Here is an 18,571-nt window from a genome sequence, read left to right on the forward strand (position 1 = left end):
GGCTGCTCAGCGCGCCCGGCGGCGCTGGATCGCGCCCCAGATGAGCAGCACGATCACGGCCCCGATAACCGAGCCGATCAGACCGGACGGCCGCAGGGCCAGGCCGTCGCCGCTCAGCAGGCTGATGCCCAGGCCGCCGACGAAGGAGCCGATGAGGCCGGCGGCCACGGCTTGCGGCCAGCGGACCTCGCGGAAACCGCCCCCGCGCACGATCACCCATGCCAGCCAGCCGACCAGGAATCCCCATACCAAGATCGCAAGAATCAGCACGTAACGCACCCTTCACGTCGGCAGGCGGCCGCCCCGATGCGCGAGACACCGCGATTACAGTGTCTCGTACTGATTTGAGATGTTATGCACGAATCAGCAAGCCTGCGGCTCAGCGGATGATCACCGCACGCGGCGGGGTTGCCCTAAGCTCCCCCGGTGACCTGGCTACCGACCGACCTCGCCCCGCTGCTGGCACGCCTCTCCGAGCCCGACCGGCGCACCAGGGAGGCCGCCGCCGAACACCTGGCGGACCTGCTACGCTCCGGCGAGCTGCACCAGGAGCAGGCGGAACACGCCATCGGCAGGCTCGCCGAGGTCGCCGTGGCGCACCACCCCGGCGCGGACGCCGCGGCAGCCCGGTACGCGATCGGCGAGGCCACAGCCTGCTACCGGCCGCCGCTGGAGCGGGTCCGGGGTTTGGCCGCCCTGGCGGCGGACGGGCCCGCGGTGCTGGAGGACGTTCTCGACATCCTGGCCCGCACGCATGACCCCGCGGCCGAAGAGATCATCCGGAGCCACCGCGACGACCCGCGAGCCGACGTCAGAGCCACCGCCGAGCGAGCCCTGACCGAGCTCGCCGGGCGCATCCCGGGAGCGACTCCGCAGCGGTACGTGACCCCCGCGTACGCCGACCAGTGGACACGGGACGTGTCGGCCGACCTCGCCACGTTCACCGCGACATTCGAGCAGGAACGCGGCTACCCGTGCGGGGAGCACACCCTCGGCGCGGCCGCCGGTCAGGCCGAACTGGTCGCGATGACGGCGGGTGACCTCCGCCACGTCATGCCCTCGGAACTGCTGAACTGGTGCCGCCGGGTACGCGAGGTGAGCCTGCCCGACGTGGGCAATGGCCTCTTCCTCCATCCGCCGGACCTCATCGTGGCGCATGCCCTGGCCGAGGGCGTGCAGTGGATGGCCGACGGGAACGGTCGCCGCGAACGGGTGGTGGTGTTCGGCAGCGACGGCGGCGGCACCCTGTACGCGCTGAACCTCACCGGCACCGCCGTCCACCGCCTCCCGCCCGGTGAGGTGCTCGACGGGGTCTATCGCAGCGCTGACCTGCGGGCCGACATCATTGCCCCGCACCTGGTCGGCTTCCTCGACCTGCTCCGGGAGGCAGTCCATGAGCACGTCCGGACCGGTGCGGTGCCCGCCCTGTGATCACTACTGCCAGGGCGACTCGCGCGTAGGTTAAGGTTGCCAGCCGGCGAGTCGGTCAACGGTGTACGGAGAGATCGTGATGGCAACAGGGCAATCTGCTTCCACCGTCCCGGCGGCGGAGCGCCGCGGCTCGCGGCTGTTCGTGCTGGTGCTCGTGTTGGCCGCCGTGCTGGTGGTGGTGGATCAGCTGACCAAGTGGTGGGCGGTGGCGGAGCTGACCGGCCGCGCGCCGATCGACGTCATCGGCGACCTGCTGCAGCTGCGGCTCACCTACAACCCGGGCGCCGCCTTCTCCATCGGCACCGAGTACACCTGGGTGCTGACGCTGATCGCGGCCGCGGCCGTCGTGGCGATCACCTGGGTCTCCCGCAAGGTGCAGTCGCGGGCGTGGGCGATCGGGCTCGGCATGATGCTCGGCGGGGCATTCACCCACCTGCTGGACCGGCTGTTCCGCGAGCCCGGTTTCATGCGCGGCCACGTCGTGGACTTCATCGACTACGGCCCGTTCGTCGGCAACGTCGCCGACATCGCGCTGGTCGGGGGCGTGGCGCTGATCCTGGTGCTCAGCCTGCGCAACATCCCGATGGCCGAGCCCGACACCGCACCCGATCAGGCCGCCTCGACGCAGTGAGCCGTCGGCCGGGCCGCGGCGACGCCCATTCCATGCCAGCCTGACGGCCATGTACATCAAGGCGCGAATCCCACTGGTCTGCTCCTACGACAGCGAAGCCGATGCGGCGTACATCTACCTCGATCACCCCATCGCATCCGGGGCAGCGAAGCAGATGATTCCATTCGACCCCGCGGACGGCATGTTCAACCTGGATGCCGACGCCGAGGGCCGCATCCTCGGCTTGGAGATCCTCGATGCCCGCAGACACCTACCCCCTGCTTTCCTGCAAGCGATCATGGACAACAGCAAAGATCAAGTACGGGAAACCCCATGACGTGCCCTGGATCTAGATGATTTGTTGTCACCTGGACGACCAAAAATCATCTAGATCCAGTTGTATGCCGAAGGCAGGCCGTGATGGACGCCGGTTCAGGGTTTGCTGATGCGCAGCCGGGCGGAATGTTGGTCTGCGCGGCGGTGCAGGGTCGCATATCGTGGCTGCCGTGACCGACGCGCAGGTGTGGTTCGATCGGGCTGACGACCTCGCCTTGCAGGGCGGTCATGAGGAAGAGGCCGAGCGGCTTCTTCGCGACGCGATAGCGGCCGGGCATCGACCAGCGCTGGTGCGGCTGGCCGAGTTCCTGTGGCACGAGAGCGGCCGCGATCGGCAGGACGTCATCGAGGAAGTCGAGGAGTTGCTCTCGCAGGCGATCGACGACGTGCCTGGAGCAGCCAACGCGTACGGCAACGTCCTGGCCGACGCCGGGCAGGATCAGCGGGCGGAGGCGATGTTCCGCCGAGCGGTCGCCGACGGCGATCCGGCCGCCGCGACGAATCTGGCGTCCGTGCTACATGACCGCGGCGCCGACCTGGCGGCCTACGAAGTCCTGGTGTCGGCGGCCAAGAACGGCAACGACCTCGCCCACCAGATACTCGGCCACAACCTCGATCCGGCCGAACCCGTATGGGCCGAGATCACCGCCGCCTGGTCGGCCGCACGTCCAGCCGACGAGCCGCCCCAGTTCTACTGCTATATCCGTGGTACATGGGACCTGGACTTGACCCCTCGCTGAGCGAACCGGAGCGACCGGTACGAGGCCGGTCGGCGAACTGTCGCGGGAGGGCCATATGCGAGACGATCACCCGATCGACCGGCTCAGCGCCATGGTGGAAGGGCGGACGTCCGGCCCGGTCGCCGACGCAATGCGCGTGTTGTCTCAGCAGTTGGCCCGCCGTCGACATTGGATCCTCGGACCACCTGAACTGCTGAACGAATCAGGTGGCCCGGCGGGGTTCGTGCTGTCGATCCACACCGCGCGGCCACCGTGGGGCGAGGAGATGGACCCCGTGATCGACCGAGCCCACCTGCACGAGGTCAAGGACCTTCTCGGCGAGATCGGTCGATTCTCCGGCGAGCATCATGTCTCGTTTGCGGTTGACTTCGCAGGGGAAGAGATCGGCACCGTCGAAGACGGTCACCTGGACGAGGCGCTGACGATCGGCTTGATCGGCGAATGGGAGCGCGTCCTGGATGAACGAGACCGATAGACCCGTTGCGGGAATCAGCAGCTGGAGGCGGCTATCCAGCGGTGCAGGGTCGCCTCGGCCGCTCCGGTGTCGATCGCGGCGGCGCAGCGGACCAGCGCGGCCGCGATCCGCTCCTCCAGATCGCCCTCCCCGTCGGCCGTCGCGCAGGCCGCGGCCGCGTTGAGCAGGACCGCATCGCGCACCGGGCCGCGCTCCCCCGCGAGCAGTGCATGCACGACCGCGGCGTTGGCGGCGGCGTCCCCGCCGCGCAAGGCCCCGGGCGCGGACCGGGCGATGCCGAACCGCTGCGGGTCGAGCACCGCGTGCCGGACCTGCCCGTCGCGCACCTCCACGACCTGCGAGGTGGTGCTCGTGGACAACTTGTCGAGGCCGTCGTCGCCACGTACGACCAGCGCCCGGCAGCCGCGCCCGGCCAGCACGTACGCGAGCACCGACACGAACCTCGGGTCGGCCACCCCGACCAGCGCGTACGCGGGCCGGGCCGGGTTGATCAGCGGCGCGAGCACGTTGAAGATCGTCGGCACGCCCAGTTCGCGGCGTACCGGCCCGGCGTGCCGCATCCCGGCATGGAAGGCCGGGGCGAACAGGTAGGCGATCCCGGCCTGCTCGGCGACCTTCGCGACCCGCGCGGGCGGCAGGTCGAGCGGGATGCCGAGTCGTTCGATGACGTCACCGGAACCGGCCGAGGTCGACGAGGCGGCCCGCCCGCCGTGTTTGGCCACGGTGAGCCCGGTCGCCGCGACGACGATCGCCGCCATGGTGGAGATGTTCACGGCCCCGGTGCCGTCCCCGCCCGTGCCGACGATGTCGACGGCCGGGCCGGGAAAGTCGACGGGCGCGGCGTGGGCCAGCAGCGCGTCCGCCGCACCGGCGACCTCCACGGCCGTCTCGCCCTTGGCGCGCAGCGCGACCAGGTACGCGGCGAGCTGCACCGGGGTGGTCTCGCCGCGCACGATCTGCGTCATCGCCCACGCGGATTCGGCGGCGGTGAGGTCGCGCCGGGCGAGCAGCGTGGAGAGGATCGTGGTCCAGGTCATCGTCAGTCCTCGAAGGTCGGGCGACCGGTCGAGGCCTGTCAACGACGACGGCCGCCTCGTCCGGAGGCGGCCGCGGTGTACGCGTGCAGGGGGTGACCGCCTAAGTGGCGGGCCACCAGCCCTGTCGACGCGAGATCATGCGCGAACGGTAGCACGTATCAACGGACAGGGACCGCCCCGGACGGGCCGGGGCGGTCCCTGGTTCAGCGACGTGGGGTCACGCCGGGGCGGTGAACACGTAGCTGCCCGAGGGCAGGTGGTACGACGCCGCGCCCTGGCCGTAGCCGAACGGCACGGCCTGCGCCGGGGCGGTGACCGCGGCCGCCGAGGCCGCCGGGACCCGTACGGTCGCCGAGGTGCCCGCCGGGACGGTGACCCGCAGCGTGAGCACGCCGCCGGACACCGACCAGTCGCTGACCGCCTGCCCGTAGGGCGTCTGCATGGCCGACTTCGCCGAGGTCAGCCCGCCGCCGGGACGCGGCGCGACGAGCTGTGTCTGGTACCCCGGGCTGGCCGCGGACAGGCCGCCGACCTGCCGGTAGAGGAAGTCCCCGACCGAGCCGAGGCCGTAGTGGTTGAAGGAGTTCATCGACGGGGTCTGGAACGCGCCGTTGGTCTGGATGCCGTCCCAGCGCTCCCAGATCGTGGTGGCCCCCTTGCTGAGCATGTAGCCCCAGCCGGGATAGCCGGGCTGCAGCAGGATCTGGTACGCGATGTCGGCCCGCCCGTTGTCGGCGAGCACCGGGAGCAGGTTCTCGACGCCGAGGAAGCCGACGGTCAGGTGCCCGCCCGCTGCCGCGACCTCGGCGACGAGCTTGTTGACCGCCCCGGCGACCCGGTTGGCGGGCAGCAGCCCGAACGCGAGCGCCAGCACGTACCCGGTCTGGGTGTTGCCGGCGACGGTGCCGTCGGCGGCGACCCAGCGGTTGGTGAACGCCGTGGCGACCTGGTCGGCGAGCGTGCCGTAGCTGCTCGCCTGCGCGGTGCGGCCGGTCGCCGCGGCCATCCGTGACACCAGGCGCGCCGACCAGGAGAAGAACGCCGTGGCGATCAGGTCCCGGGCGGTGTCGTCGTTGACGTTGAGCCAGTCGCCGTAGCCGCCGGTGTTGCGGATCAGGTCCGCGCCGGAGGTGGACCGCAGGTAGTCGACCCAGCGGGCCATGGCGTCGAAGTGCTGGTTGACGACGTGGAGGTCGCCGTAGCGCTGCCAGAGGGTGTACGGCACGATCACGCCCGCGTCGCCCCAGCCGGCCGTGCCCGCGCCGCAGCAGGCGTCGGGTGCGGTGTCGGTGAACGCGCCGTCGGCGTGCTGGGCGTCGGTCAGGTCGTCGGCGAACTTGTCCAGGAACGCCTGCATGTCGATGTTGAACGTGGACGTGGCCGCGAACGAGGCGATGTCGCCGGTCCAGCCGAGCCGCTCGTCGCGGTTGGGGCAGTCGGTCGGGATGGACAGCATGTTGGAGCGCTGCCCCCAGATGATCGCCTGCTGGAGCTGGTTGATCAAGGTGTTGGAGGTGGTCAGCGTGCCGGGCTGGGACGCGCTGGTCCAGGCGGCCAGGCCGGTGACGGTGTCCAGGTTCGGGGTGCCGGGGAAGCCGGTCACCTCGACGTAGCGGTAGCCGTGCACGGTGAACCGCGGGGTCCAGACCTCCTGGGAGCCGGTGCCGGCCAGGGTGTACCGGTCGGTGGCCAGGCCCGCGGCGCGCAGGTTGTCGGTGTAGATGGTGCCGTCGGCGTTGAGCACCTCGGCGTGGCGCATCGTGACGACGGTCCCGGCCGCGCCGGTGACCCGTAGGCGGTTCCAGCCGGTGAAGTTCTGGCCGAGGTCGAACACCCATACGCCGGGCTTGGGCTGGTTGAGCGAGCTGGGGCGCAGCTCGCTCTGCACGGTGACGCCGTTGTCCACCTGCGACACCAGGCGCGGCGCGGTGCCGGTGCGGGCCGCGGCGGTGGCCCAGGAGGCGTCGTTGTAGTCGGGGCCGTCCCAGCCGTCGACGGTGAGCCGGTTGTCGTACTCCTCACCGGCGTACAGGTCCTCGGCGCGGATCGGGCCGGTGGTCACCTTCCACGTGTTGTCGGTGCGGATCACCGCGCTGGTGCCGTCGGTGTAGGTGATGTGCAGTTGGGCGGAGTACCACGGCTGGGTGCCGTAGCGCTGCGAGCCGGCCATGCCGAGGCTGCCGGAGTACCAGCCGCTGCCCAGCCACGCGCCGAGGGCGTTGGTGCCCTGCCGCAGCTGGCCGGTGACGTCGTACACCTTGTACTGCAGGCGCTTGTTGTAGTCGGTCCAGCCGGGCGCGAGCGCGTCCGCGCCGACCTTGGCCCCGTTGAGCCGGGTCTCGTGCAGGCCGAGCGCGGTGGTCAGCAGGCGGGCCGAGGCGACCACCTTGCTGATGGTGAAACCCTTGCGCAGCAGCGGTGCGGCGCGACGTACGACCACGTTGGACCCCCACGGGCCGCTGCCGTACGCGGTGAGCGCCCGCGCCGCGGCCCAGCCGCTGTCGTTGAAGCCCACCTGCTGCCAGCCCGTCGGGCCGGACTGGAACGCCTTCCAGCTCGCGTCGGTGGTGACGGTGGTGCCGCCGCCGATGGTGAGCTTGGCGATGACGCCGGTCGGCGACTGAGTGGTGTTCTGCGCGGCGACCGCGATGACGTTGTTCCCGGCGGTCAGCCGCCCGGCCAGGTCGACGACGGTGGCCTGCTTCCACGAGTCGACGACCCGGGGCGAGCTGCTGACCTGCGTGCCGTTGACCCACACGTCGGCGGTGTCGTCGCCGGTGACGACCAGGCTCGCCTGGGTGGGCGCGGTCGACAGGCTGACGGTGCGGCGGAAGTAACGGGTCATCGGCGGGAGTCCGGCGATCGGGTCGCCTTCGGGATACCAGATCCAGCTGGCGCCGCTCAGGCCGTCGGTGACGGCGGGCTGGCCGATGTAGGAGGCCTGCCACTCGGCGGCGGGGTTGCGCAGGCCGGTCTCGAAGAACTGGGTGGTGCTGTACGCGCTGACGCGGCCGTGGGTGTCCCAGACCCGCACCCGCCAGTAGTAGCGGCGCAGCGAGGTCAGCGCGGGACCGGCGTAGGCGACGTCGACGGCTTGGCGGCCGACGACCCGGCCGCTGTCCCACACGTCGCCGGTGCCGCTGCCCGCGTTGGCGCTGCTGCTGGCCACGATCACCTGGTACGCGGCCTGGAACTGCTGCCCGGTGCCGGAGGTCAGCTTCCAGCCGAACCGGGGCACGGCCGCGTCGACGCCCAGCGGGTTGACGCGCCGCTCGACGGTCGCCTCCCCCACCGCGAACGGCGACGTACCGGAACCTGCCGGTGCGACAACGGAACTGTTCCACGGGGCGACGCCGTAGGCGCCCAGGTCGGTGGCGGCGGGCCAGCCGCTGTCGTTGAAGCCGGGCTGCTCCCAGCCCGTCGCCGGGCTCTGCGACGCCTTCCAGCCGCCGTCGGTGATCAGGTCGGTGGTGCCGCCCGCCGTGGTCACCTGCACCCGGCCGAGCAGGCCCGCCGGGCCGGACGCGGTGTTCTGAGCGGCGATCGCCAGGGTGTTGGTCCCGCTGACCAGGGCGGGGGCCAGGTCGATGTAGAGGGCGTTCTTCCAGGAGTCGACGGCCCGGGGCGACCCTGCGAGGGGTTTGCCGTTGAGCCACACGTCGACGGTGTCGTCGCCGGTGACGACGAGCTGCGCGTCGGTGACCGTGCCGGAGGGCGCGGTGAAGGTCTTGCGGAAGTAGCGGTGGGCGGCGGGCGCGGTGGTGCGCGGGTCGCCTTCGGGATACCAGATCCAGTGCGCGCCGCTGACGCTGACCGGGGTGGCCGCGGCAGCGGGTACGGCGGACAGGACGGCGGTGGCGGTGAGCAGGACGGCGAGGACGGCTGCCACGCGTCCTCGGGGGCTGGGTGCGGGATCGGGACGGTGCATGGCGTCTCCTTATGAGAAGATCGCGTCGATTAAAACGTTTCATTGCACGGCCGGTGCCCAGACCCTAGGGCGCTCAATTAACGCTGTCAATATCTCGCGGTAACGCCTGCGACATACCAGCCAAGGTCAGCTAGCCTGCACCTATGTTGATCTCGGCTGGACCGGTTCAGTCGCTCGGCGCCGAGTCCGCGCCGCGGCTGCGTTTCGGCGAGGACGCCAGACCCGACGGCGCCTGGCGCGGCCGCCGGTTCCTGTGGCTGGGCGACAAGCCCGCCTACGAGCTGAGCTTCTGGTGCGGCACCTGCGCGTTCCTGTTCGAACGCATGGAGGGCGCGAACGAGACGTGCTCCATCGCCGACGTCGAGCACCGGCTCATCGACGGCCTGCCCGACATCGACCAGGACGTGGTGACCCGGTTCAGCGAACTGCTGCCACGCGGGGAATATCTGCCCCTGCTGCTGACTGTCGAACCCCGACTGGTCCGCCCCTCGCAGCCGGGCGACTACTTCACCGAGGAGCAGGTCGCCGTCTGGGGCCTGAACGCTTTCTGGGACCTGCCGGAGAACCCGCGCACGCCCTACTACCGCACCTTCGACACCAGGGTCGACGACGGCGCGCACCTGTTCGAGTTCGTCGTGCCGATGGTGCCGCCGTCCTGGAACGAGCCCGCCCGGGTCGCCGCCCACGCCGAGACGCTCGCCGACCGGAGCACGATGACCGCGGTCGCGGTGTCGATCCTCGACATCTGCGCGCCCGCCGACAACATCACCGGCGAGCACGCCACCCACTGGGCGCTGACGCACTTCCTGCTCGACGGCCACCACAAGATGCAGGCGGCCGCCCAGACCGGACGGCCGCTCCGGCTGCTGTCACTGCTGTCCGTCGACGCGAGCCTGGCGTTGCCGGATCAGGTCGCCCGGATACCCGAGCTGCGTGCCGGACGCTTTCCCGCATAGGCGTCTGGTGACTCCAGCTGGCCCTGTGCCCGCTCCCTTTGGGGCATTACGCGGGCGGCACCGCCAGGACGGCGACGACCGCCCGGTGGTCGGTGCCCAGCACGGTGCGCTCGCCGACGGATACGGCCACCAGGCCCGAGCCGTGCAGGACGTGGTCGAGCTGCACCAGGGGCGGCACGAGAGTCTTGCCCACGGGCCAGGTGCGGGCCCAGCCACGGCCCAGCTCGGCGTGGGTGTCGACGAGGCCCGCCGTGAGCAGGTCGCGCATCGGCGCGTGGTCCAGTGTGGCGTTGAAGTCGCCCAGGAATACCATGTCGGGTCCGGCCATGCGGGCTACCGCGGCGAGCGCGGCCATGTCGCGGGTCCACCGCTGCGGGTCGCCGACCGGGTAGTACGTGTGCACGGCGACCAGGCGTACGGTGCGCCCGCCGACGGTCACCGCCGCGGTGGTCTGCGGCCAGGCGGTGTCGGCGTGCAGCGGGCCGCCGAGGAACAGCGGGAGCCGCGAGTAGATCGAGGAGTCGTACTCGGGGTGCAGCTCGTGGTGGGGAAGCAGCCTGTCCAGCCCGGCTTCGGTGAGCGCGGCGATGCCCGCGGTCGGCAGCTGCTGCACGGCGAGCACGTCGATGCGTTCGTCGCGGACCAGGCGCACCAGCTCCTGCGGGTCCGCGCCGCCGACGTTGGCGTTGATCGTGGCCACCCGCAACTCGACCGCCCCGGGCGGGACCTGCCGCCCGTCCGGCAGGAACCGGGGAGCCAGCACCACGACCTGGGCGGCCACGAGCAGGACGGCGACGATCACCGCCCATCGCGAGCGCAACCCGGGGATGGCGAGCAGAACGCCCAGCCCGAGCACGCTGAGCGCCGCCGCGTACGGGACCAGCACCACGGGCACGGCCAGCGGGGTTCCCGCGTCCAGGCCGGTGAGCCGGACGAGGAGCAGCCCGCCCGACACCGCGCCGACGACACCGAGCGCCCACCGGGCGAGCGTCAGGGGGGCTCGTCCGCGCCGCCTGCCGGTTCCGGCTCGGCCGGATGCGCCCACGGGGGCGACGGCGGTGTCTGTCAACTGTCCTCCCCCATGGCCCGAATCCGGCGATCATAGCGTCTTTTGATCACGCGGCCGGGTCGGCGGCGGAGCGGGTCACTCGTCGCCGAGGTCGGCGGCGGTGATGCGCCGGCGGAAGACGTGGTAGGTCCAGCCCTGGTAGAGCAGGACCACCGGGAGCAGGACGACGAGGACCCAGGTCATGACCGTGAGGGCGTAGGAGCCGGACGCGGTGTTGGCCAGGGTGAGGTCGTTGGCCTCGCCCAGGGTGGAGACCATGACGCGCGGGTAGAGGTTGGTGAAGATGACCAGCACGCTGGTGGCCATGGCGAAGGTCGTGGCGGTGAACGCCCAGCCTTCCTTGCCTTCCTTGACCAGCCACGCGGCGGCGAGCACGGCCAGCACCGCGGCGATCTCGATGACGTTGGGAAAGAAGCCCTTGCCCGACAGGACGTGGGACCAGGTGATGTAGATCAGCACCGCGAGCGCGGTGAACGGGGCGACCCGGCGGGTGAGGCGGGTGGCGCGTTCGCGAACGTCGGCGGTGGTCTTCAGGGCCAGGAACGTGGCGCCGTGCAGCGCGCACAGCAGCACGAAGGTGAGGCCGACGAACAGCGAGTAGGGCGGCAGCAGGTCGGCGAAGGTGCCCGCGTACTCCTGGTCGGCGCCGATCGGCAGGCCGTGCAGGAGGTCGCCGAGCCCGACGCCGAGCACGAAGGGTGCCACGACGCTGCCGACGGTCATGAGGGTGCTCCAGGTGCGCCGCCAGCGCGGGTGGGCGTCCTTGTTGCGGTATTCGAAGGCCATGCCGCGGACGATGAGCGCGACCAGCGCCAGCACGAGGGCGAGGTAGAGGGCGGAGAACATGGTCGCGTACCAGCCGGGGAACGCCGCGAACATGGCCGCGGCGGCGACGACGAGCCAGACCTCGTTGCCGTCCCACAGCGGTCCGATGGAGCCGACGGCCATCTGCCGGCCGGCGTCGTCGCGGCCGACGACGCCGTGCAGCATGCCGACCCCGAAGTCGAAGCCTTCCAGGATGAAGAAGCCGGTCCACAGCACGGCGATGGCGATGAACCAGATGTCGGGCAGTGTCATGGCGGCCTCAGCGAGCGAAGGTCGGTTCGGGCGTGGTGACGTCGTCGGCGGCGGGCACGGTCGGTGGCGGCGCCTTTCGGGCGTAGCGCAGCATCAGCACCAGCCAGACCAGCGTCAGCGCGGCGTAGAGCAGGAAGAACACGGTCAGGCTGATCGCGACCGTGGTGGCGCTGACCGACGGTGACACGCCGTTCTTGGTCAGCATGAGGCCCTGCACGATCCATGGCTGGCGGCCGCTCTCGGTGAGCAGCCAGCCGGCGGTGTTCATGAGCACGACCAGGACCGGGGCCCAGACGGCCAGCCACAGGAATCGGTGCGCGGTCTCCAGCCGCTTGCGGTGCATCACCCAGAGTCCCCAGAACCCGAGCAGGACGATCACCAGCGCGAGGTACGCCATCACGCGCATGGCCCAGTACTGGATGAAGACGTTGGGCACGTAGTCGCCGGGGCCGTACTGCTGCTGGTACTGGGCGTTGAGTTCGTTCAGGCCGATGACCTGGCCGTTCCAGTGGTTGGTGGCGAGCAGCGACAGCAGGTGCGGCACCTCGATGATCTTCGTGGGGGTCTGGTCCTGCTTGCCGCCGCCGATCTGGAAGATCGAGAACGAGCACGGCTGGCACGTCTCCCACTGCGCCTCGGCCGCGGCGATCTTCATCGGCTGGTACTTGCCCTCGACGACGCCGAGCTCGCTGCCGATGAACATCTGGAAGATCATGGCGGGGGCCAGGAGGACGAGGGCGAGCTTCGCCGAGCGGGCGAACACCGGGGCCTCGGATCGGCGCCGCAGGTGCCACGCCGACACGGCCAGCATGACGACGCAGCCGGTGACCAGCGCGGCGAGCAGCACGTGGGCGTAGCCCCACAGGAACACCGGGTTGGTCATCACCGCCCAGATGTTGTTGAGCTGCGGACGCCCGGTCGTCGCGTTGATCTCGTAGCCGACCGGGTGCTGCATCCATGAGTTCGCGGCCAGGATGAACGCCGCGGATCCGGCGGCGCCCAGCGCCACGAGCCAGATGGAGGTGAGGTGGATCCGGCGCGGCAGCTTGCCCCAGCCGAAGATCCACAATCCGAGGAACGTCGACTCCAGGAAGAACGCGGCCAGGCCCTCCATCGCCAGCGGCGCACCGAAGACGTCGCCGACCATCCGCGAGTACGCCGACCAGTCCATGCCGAACTGGAACTCCTGCACCAGGCCGGTGACCACGCCCACGACCACGTTGATCACCAGCAGGGTGCCGAAGAACTTGGTCAGGCGCAGGTACTCGTCGCGGCCCGTGCGGTGCCAGACGGTCTGCAGGATCGCGGTGAGGAAGGCCAGCCCGATGGTGATCGGCACGAAGATGAAGTGGTAGATCGACGTCATCGCGAACTGAATCCGGGCCAGATCTACGTTCGACATGAGCGTCCCGCCTCCGCGACCAGGGAGTCTTCGCGCTCATTCTGCCCGCGTATGCTGCGCCTATATCGCAAAACTCCTAAAATGAGTCGATTGCCGATATTCGACCGGCAGGTGGCCGGCCGACCAGGCATCCGAGGCGTGCGGAGCCCGGCCGGCCGGGTGATCGGCTACTGGAAGGTGATGTGGTCGATGGTGACCGTGGAGTTGCCGCCGTACCAGAAGCCCATGGCCAGCTGGGACGGGCTGTTGCGGTTGATGCCGTTGGCGACCAGAGGGATGCGGATGTCCTGGTAGCCGGTCGTGATCACCGGATGCGCTCCCCCGTCGAGGGTGAAGTCGGCGAACAGCTTCGTCGACCCGCCGAGACCCAGGTTGAAGTGGGTCTGCTCGCCACCGGCCGCGCCCTTGATCCGCACGACCAGGTAGGTGTAGCCGCTCAGGTCCACGCCGACGTCGGAGCCGAACCACCCGCAGCTGTTGTAGCGCAGGCTCAGCGCCCCGCCGGTCACGATGCCGGAACCACCGCCGTCGAGGAAGCAGTTGCCGCCCGTCCACTTGCCGAGGTCGTTCTGGCTCGCGGACGGGTACGCCGGGGTGCCGTCGTAGTTGTCCAGGACCAGCCCGGTCGGCGGCTGCGGGGTCGCGTCCGTGGTCACCGAGACCGTGTTGCTGGCCGCCGACCGGTTGCCCGCCGCGTCACGGGCCTTGACCGTGTAGCCGTAGGCGGTGGAGGCGGTCAGGCCCGAGTCGGTGAAGGTCGTCCCGGTCGGGCTGCCGACCAGGGTCGCGCCCCGGAACACCTCGTAGCCGGTGACGGCCACGTTGTCCGTGGACGCGGTCCACGACAGCGACACGCTCGTGTCGGTCTTGCCGGTCGACGACAGCGTGGGCGCGCTCGGCGCGGTGCAGTCGCCCGAGCAGCCCGTCGTCGTCGCCGACACCGTGGCCGACTGACCGGACACGTTGCCCGCAGCGTCGACCGCCCGGACCGTGTACTGGTACGTCTGCCCCGGCGAGCGGCCGGTGTCCGTGAACGAGGTGCCCGACGCGGTGCCGACCTGCACACCGCCGCGGAACACCTGGTAGCCGGTGACGCCGACGTTGTCCGTCGACGCCGTCCAGGACAGCGACACGCTCGTGTTCGTCACCCCGGACACGGTCAGGCCCGTCGGGGTCGACGGGGCCGTGCAGTCACCCGTGCAGGAGCCTACGGTGACCGAGGACGCGAGCACGTTGTAGCCCTTGGCCGCGTCCCAGGTGCCGGTGTTGGCGAGCCGGATCGAGTACTCCGGCCGGGACTGCAGCGCCGCCGTCGGGTCCGGCAGCCACAGCGCCAGCTTGTAGTTGCCCGCGACCGCGCCGCCGGGCACGGTGACGTTCGCGGTGACGGTGCTCGCGCCGGCCAGCCAGCTGCGCGGGTCGACGCTGCTCAGCGGCAGGTTGTAGCGGTTGGTGCCGTTGTCGAGCACCAGGTAGGCGGTGCGGCTCTTGATCAGGCCGGACCAGCCGTCGTTGGTCAGGTGCGCGGTCAGGGCCAGGCTGCCCCCGGGGGCGACGGTGGTCGGGAAGGTGGCGTCGAGCAGCCTCAGGCGATACCCCATCTTGCGCTTGATGCGGGTGAAGCAGGTCTCGGCCGGGTCGTTGCCGCTCGCGGCGAGGTTGGCGGCCTTCCACTTGTCGGTGTTGACGGCCGCGTAGTCCTCGTTGATCTCGGTGAAGTTGAGTTTGTTCATCTCGGTCTGCGCGTTGACGCAGGCGGCGTCGTTGTAGCCGTCGGAGCCGCAGGTCTCACCGCCGACCATCTTGTTGAACCCGGTCGAGGTGGCCAGGTCGTACATCCACTGCTTCTTCTGCTCGATGTAGTACCAGCCCATCCAGGACGGGTTGTCGTAGGTGCCCATGTCGTTGACGTCGGCGAGGAAGCAGTCGTTGTGGAAGCTGATCCGGTCCTTCTGCGCCTGGGTCAGCCCGCAGCCCTCAGGCACGACGCAGGAGGTCGGGTCGATCATCTCCTTGATGTAGATCGGGTAGCGCATCGCCAGGGGGATGCTCGCCGGGGTGGTGTCGGCGATCTTCTTGACGATGCGGTACCGGGCGGGGGCCTCCTCGACCGAGGAGGAGTTGGTGAGGGTGCCGGTGTGCCACTCCCCCCACGCGCCCAGGTAGCCGGTCTCCAGGTGCAGCACGACGTCGGCGTTCGCACTGATCACGGCATTGACCTGGGCGATGTGGGCGAGGATCTGCGACTCGGCGACGCTGGCGTAGCCGTCCCAGGTGTAGGCGGGCCGCAGCACGATCTTCATCCCGGCGGTGCGGACCGCGGCCAGGCCGGAGGCGAGGTTGTCGAGCAGCGCCTGCGGCAGGGCCTGGGTCTTGTACTTGTCCAAGTGCAGGTAGCTGTGCACCAGGGTGTTGCCGTTGGCCTTGGCGCGGGCGAAGGTCCGGTCGAGCAGGTCGGGGTTGAACCCGGGAATGGTGGCGGCGTTGACGTAGTCGTTGACCGCCGGGTCGTTGATGATCTCGTAGCGGTTGTGGTAGCCGCGCTCCGGGTTGGCGAACGCGGTAGCCAGATCGGCCGAGTAGGTGACGGTCGCGGCCTGGGCCGGCGTGGCACCGAGCGCCACGGCGGCGACGGTGGCCAGTAACGTTGTCGCGGTGAACATCCGCATGAAGCGGGTGGGCATGGCAGCCTTCCTGTGCATCGGGAGGGTAGGCCGCCTGGCCGGGTCGGGAGCCCTGCCAGGCGGCCGGGCGGTCACTGGAACGAGATGTGGTCAATGGTGATGGTGGAGTTGCCGCCGTACCAGAAGCCCATGGCCAGCTGGGACGGGCTGTTGCGGTTGATGCCGTTGGCGACCATCGGGATCTTGATGTCCTGGTAGGACGTCGTGATCACCGGGTGCGCGCCACCGTCGAGGGTGAAGTCGCCGAAGACCTTCGTCGAGCCGCCCAGACCCAGGTTGAAGTGGGTCTGCTCGCCACCGGCCGCACCCTTGATGCGCACGACCAGGTAGGTGTAGGCGCTCAGGTCCACGCCGACGTCGGAGCCGAACCAGCCGCAGTTGTTGTAGCGCAGGCTCAGCGCCCCGCCGGTGACGACGCCATTGCCGCCGCCGTCGAGGAAGCAGTTGCCGCCGGTCCACTTGCCGAGGTCGTTCTGGTTCGCCGACGGGTATGCGGGCGTGCCGTCGTAGTTGTCCAGGACGAGGCCGGTCGGCGGCTGCGGCGCCGCGTCCGTGGTGACCGCGACCGCGTTACTGGCCGCCGACCTGTTCCCGGCCGCATCCCGTGCCTTGACGGTGTAGCTGTAGGCCGTGTTCGCGGTCAGCCCCGTGTCGGTGAACGACGTGCCCGTCGGGCTGCCGACCAGCGTCGCGCCCCGGAACACCTCGTAACCGGTCACGCCCACGTTGTCGGTGGACGCCGTCCACGACAGCGACACGCTCGTGTCGGTCTTGCTCGGCGAGGACAGAGTGGGAGAACTCGGGGCGGTGCAGTCACCCGCGCAGCCCGTGGTCGTCGCCGACACCGTTGCGGACGAATTGGACACGTTGCCCGCCGCGTCGACGGCCCTGACCGTGTACTGGTAGGTCTGCCCCGGCGAGCGCCCGCTGTCGGTGTACGTCGTCCCGGTCGGGGTGCCGACCTGGACTCCGTCGCGCAGCACCTGGTAGCCGGTCACGCCGACGTTGTCGGTCGAGGCCGACCAGGACAGCGACACGCTGGTGTTGGTGACGCCGGTGACGGCGAGGTTCGCCGGGACCGACGGGGCGGTGCAGTCGCCGGTGCAGGTCCCCGAGGTGCTGACCGCGCCGAGGTTGACCCAGCCGTCGGCGCCCTGGTTGGTGTTGGCGAACGACAGCGGCAAGCGCGGCCGCCACTGGTCGATGATCCAGTCGGTGAGCCGGCTGGCGGCGGGACGGGCGCGCAGCACGTCCTGGGTCACCGCCTCCAGGGGGTTGCGCACCTTCAGGACCAGGCTGTAAGCGCCTGCGGGCACGCCCGCGGTGCTGACGGTCGTGGCGAAGTTGACCGGTCGGCCGAAGTCGAGGTATTTCGGGTCGGCGCCGACGTTCCAGTCCGGGAAGGCGCGGATCTTCAGGGGCTGCACGGTGCGCAGGTCCCAGCTGGTGTCCCAGGTCTTCACGACGCTGCCCGCGCTGTTGCGCAGGCCGAGCTGCACCGTCCACGGGTAGTAGAACGGGGCGACGCCGTCGTTCTGCACCGTGACGCCGACCTTGAAGGTGCCCGAGGCGGTGGCGTTGAAGTTGGCCTGCGGGATGTGCAGGTTGTAGCCCATCTTGCGGACCCCGGCGGAGACCTTCGGGTCGCTGGTGCTGTACCCGCCCGCGCCGGTCTGGTTGATCATCCAGGTGATGTGGGTGAGCTCGGTCGCCGCGAGCACGTCGTCGACCTGCCCGGAGCCGCCCGGCCAGTTGGCGTAGAGGGTGCCCTGGATCTCGGGCCGGGCCTCGCCGCCGATGGACTGGGTGACCCACCGGTTCTCGGTGCCGGTGTTGAGCTGCAGCTGCAGGAACGCGTCCTCCCAGCCGTTCATCGACATCGGCAGGGTCATGCTCTTGAGCTGCCCGCCGTTGCGGAATTCCTTGTACGGCCAGGAGTCGTCGTGGAAGCCGATGTTCGCGGTCTCGGTGCCCGCGAGCGGGTAGCGGACCTCCAGCTGGATGTTGTCGAACGCGGTGTCGTACGCGCCGATGATGGTGCGGATCGTGGTGTCGGTCGGCATCAGGTTCGGGTAGCCGTCGGCCAGGTCGCGATCGTACGGCCAGGTGTGCCACTCGCCCCACAGGCCGACCAGGCCCAGGGACATGAACCCGATGCGCGGGTCGGCGGTGCCGCCCGACCCGGCCTTGTCGTAGCGGGCCGCGAACGCGTTGATGAAGGTGACCAGCGCGCTGATGACGTCCGGGTCGTCGTAGTCGGGGCTGACGGTGCCCCAGAACCCGTTGGTGCGCAGCGCCATCTTGCCGTTCAGGCACGGCGGGATGCCGTTGCCGGGGTGGGTGCCGCTGCCGCCGGGATACTCCAGGTAGAAGCGGAACGCGGTCTGGCGGCTCCAGACGGCGGCCTCGTCGAGCGCCTTCTCGAACACGCTCCAGTCGATGTTGGCGCAGTTGGCCGGGTCCTTCATCACCTCGTTGAGGGCGAAGTAGCTCCAGACCAGGCCGCCCGGGTACTTGGTGGACAGGTTGTCACCGGGGAAGAGGTAGGGGGCGAACCCCTTCAGCGGCTGGCCGAGCGCGGCGTCGGCGTAGGTGTAGGTGTGGGTGGTCAGGCTGGTGTCGGGGCCGGGTCCGGCGGGCGGCCGGGCGGGCGGACCCGCGGGTGCGGCGGCCGCACTGGTGGCGACCAGCGCGATCGTCAGCGCTGCCGCCGTCGTGGCGAGCAGCTTGCGTACGGATGGCATGAACCGTTGTTCCCTTCGGGACGAAGTGCAGGAACAGCAAGGGGTTCGGTGCGGGCGCCGCCGACGGCGTGCCGGCGGCGCC

14 protein-coding genes are annotated in these 18,571 nt (G+C 70.2%); 6 read left to right on the forward strand and 8 right to left on the reverse strand.

What is annotated here, in order from left to right; all coding sequences use genetic code 11:
- Positions 1-6: 6 nt before the first annotated feature.
- A complete protein-coding gene (locus tag AB0B66_RS11000; RefSeq protein ID WP_360526453.1) occupies positions 7-279 on the reverse strand; it encodes a GlsB/YeaQ/YmgE family stress response membrane protein in 273 nt (90 codons plus the stop codon).
- A gap of 147 nt (positions 280-426) precedes the next feature.
- On the opposite strand from AB0B66_RS11000, the gene AB0B66_RS11005 reads away from it, so the two are divergent.
- The 5 genes from AB0B66_RS11005 (at position 427) to AB0B66_RS11025 (ending at position 3,592) form a co-directional block, all read left to right on the forward strand.
- The gene (locus tag AB0B66_RS11005; protein WP_360526456.1) at positions 427-1,431 is read left to right on the forward strand and encodes a hypothetical protein; all 1,005 of its coding nucleotides are present in this window, start codon (positions 427-429) and stop codon (positions 1,429-1,431) included.
- 79 nt (positions 1,432-1,510) lie between these two features.
- Positions 1,511-2,062: a signal peptidase II gene (locus tag AB0B66_RS11010; protein WP_360526459.1), complete on the forward strand. Its 552-nt coding sequence runs from the start codon at positions 1,511-1,513 to the stop codon at positions 2,060-2,062.
- A 49-nt stretch (positions 2,063-2,111) separates the two neighbouring features.
- Complete coding sequence (locus AB0B66_RS11015) at positions 2,112-2,378, forward strand: DUF2283 domain-containing protein (protein ID WP_360526462.1); 267 nt, start codon at positions 2,112-2,114, stop codon at positions 2,376-2,378.
- A gap of 169 nt (positions 2,379-2,547) precedes the next feature.
- On the forward strand, positions 2,548-3,117 hold the full coding sequence (locus AB0B66_RS11020) for a hypothetical protein (protein ID WP_360526465.1): 570 nt from the start codon (positions 2,548-2,550) through the stop codon (positions 3,115-3,117).
- 55 nt (positions 3,118-3,172) lie between these two features.
- Complete coding sequence (locus AB0B66_RS11025; RefSeq protein ID WP_360526468.1) at positions 3,173-3,592, forward strand: hypothetical protein; 420 nt, start codon at positions 3,173-3,175, stop codon at positions 3,590-3,592.
- Between the two features lie 14 nt (positions 3,593-3,606).
- On the opposite strand, the gene trpD is transcribed toward AB0B66_RS11025, so the two are convergent.
- The gene (gene trpD / locus AB0B66_RS11030; RefSeq protein ID WP_360526471.1) at positions 3,607-4,629 is read right to left on the reverse strand and encodes an anthranilate phosphoribosyltransferase; all 1,023 of its coding nucleotides are present in this window, start codon (positions 4,627-4,629) and stop codon (positions 3,607-3,609) included.
- A gap of 217 nt (positions 4,630-4,846) precedes the next feature.
- Positions 4,847-8,557, reverse strand: coding sequence for a family 78 glycoside hydrolase catalytic domain (locus AB0B66_RS11035; RefSeq protein WP_360526474.1), 3,711 nt, complete (start codon positions 8,555-8,557; stop codon positions 4,847-4,849).
- A 143-nt stretch (positions 8,558-8,700) separates the two neighbouring features.
- Between AB0B66_RS11035 and AB0B66_RS11040 the strand changes: the two genes are divergently transcribed.
- Positions 8,701-9,513 carry a hypothetical protein gene (locus AB0B66_RS11040; protein WP_360526477.1) on the forward strand — a complete coding sequence of 271 codons (813 nt, stop codon included), beginning with the start codon at positions 8,701-8,703 and terminating at the stop codon, positions 9,511-9,513.
- Positions 9,514-9,559: 46 nt separating this feature from the next.
- On the opposite strand, the gene AB0B66_RS11045 is transcribed toward AB0B66_RS11040, so the two are convergent.
- From AB0B66_RS11045 to AB0B66_RS11065, 5 genes are all read right to left on the reverse strand, one after another.
- Positions 9,560-10,582 carry an endonuclease/exonuclease/phosphatase family protein gene (locus AB0B66_RS11045; RefSeq protein ID WP_360526480.1) on the reverse strand — a complete coding sequence of 341 codons (1,023 nt, stop codon included), beginning with the start codon at positions 10,580-10,582 and terminating at the stop codon, positions 9,560-9,562.
- 75 nt (positions 10,583-10,657) lie between these two features.
- Positions 10,658-11,659 (reverse strand): cytochrome d ubiquinol oxidase subunit II, encoded by a 1,002-nt coding sequence (cydB, locus tag AB0B66_RS11050; RefSeq protein WP_360526483.1) that lies wholly within the window; start codon positions 11,657-11,659, stop codon positions 10,658-10,660.
- Positions 11,660-11,666: 7 nt separating this feature from the next.
- Positions 11,667-13,061, reverse strand: a complete 1,395-nt coding sequence (locus tag AB0B66_RS11055) for a cytochrome ubiquinol oxidase subunit I (RefSeq protein WP_360526486.1) — start codon at positions 13,059-13,061, stop codon at positions 11,667-11,669.
- A 167-nt stretch (positions 13,062-13,228) separates the two neighbouring features.
- Positions 13,229-15,745, reverse strand: a complete 2,517-nt coding sequence (locus AB0B66_RS11060) for a DUF4832 domain-containing protein (RefSeq protein ID WP_360526488.1) — start codon at positions 15,743-15,745, stop codon at positions 13,229-13,231.
- Between the two features lie 71 nt (positions 15,746-15,816).
- A complete protein-coding gene (locus AB0B66_RS11065) occupies positions 15,817-18,489 on the reverse strand; it encodes a fibronectin type III domain-containing protein (RefSeq protein ID WP_360526491.1) in 2,673 nt (890 codons plus the stop codon).
- Positions 18,490-18,571 lie beyond the last annotated feature (82 nt).

The organism is Catellatospora sp. NPDC049111 (genome assembly GCF_040648615.1).
Lineage (GTDB): Bacteria > Actinomycetota > Actinomycetes > Mycobacteriales > Micromonosporaceae > Catellatospora > Catellatospora aurea.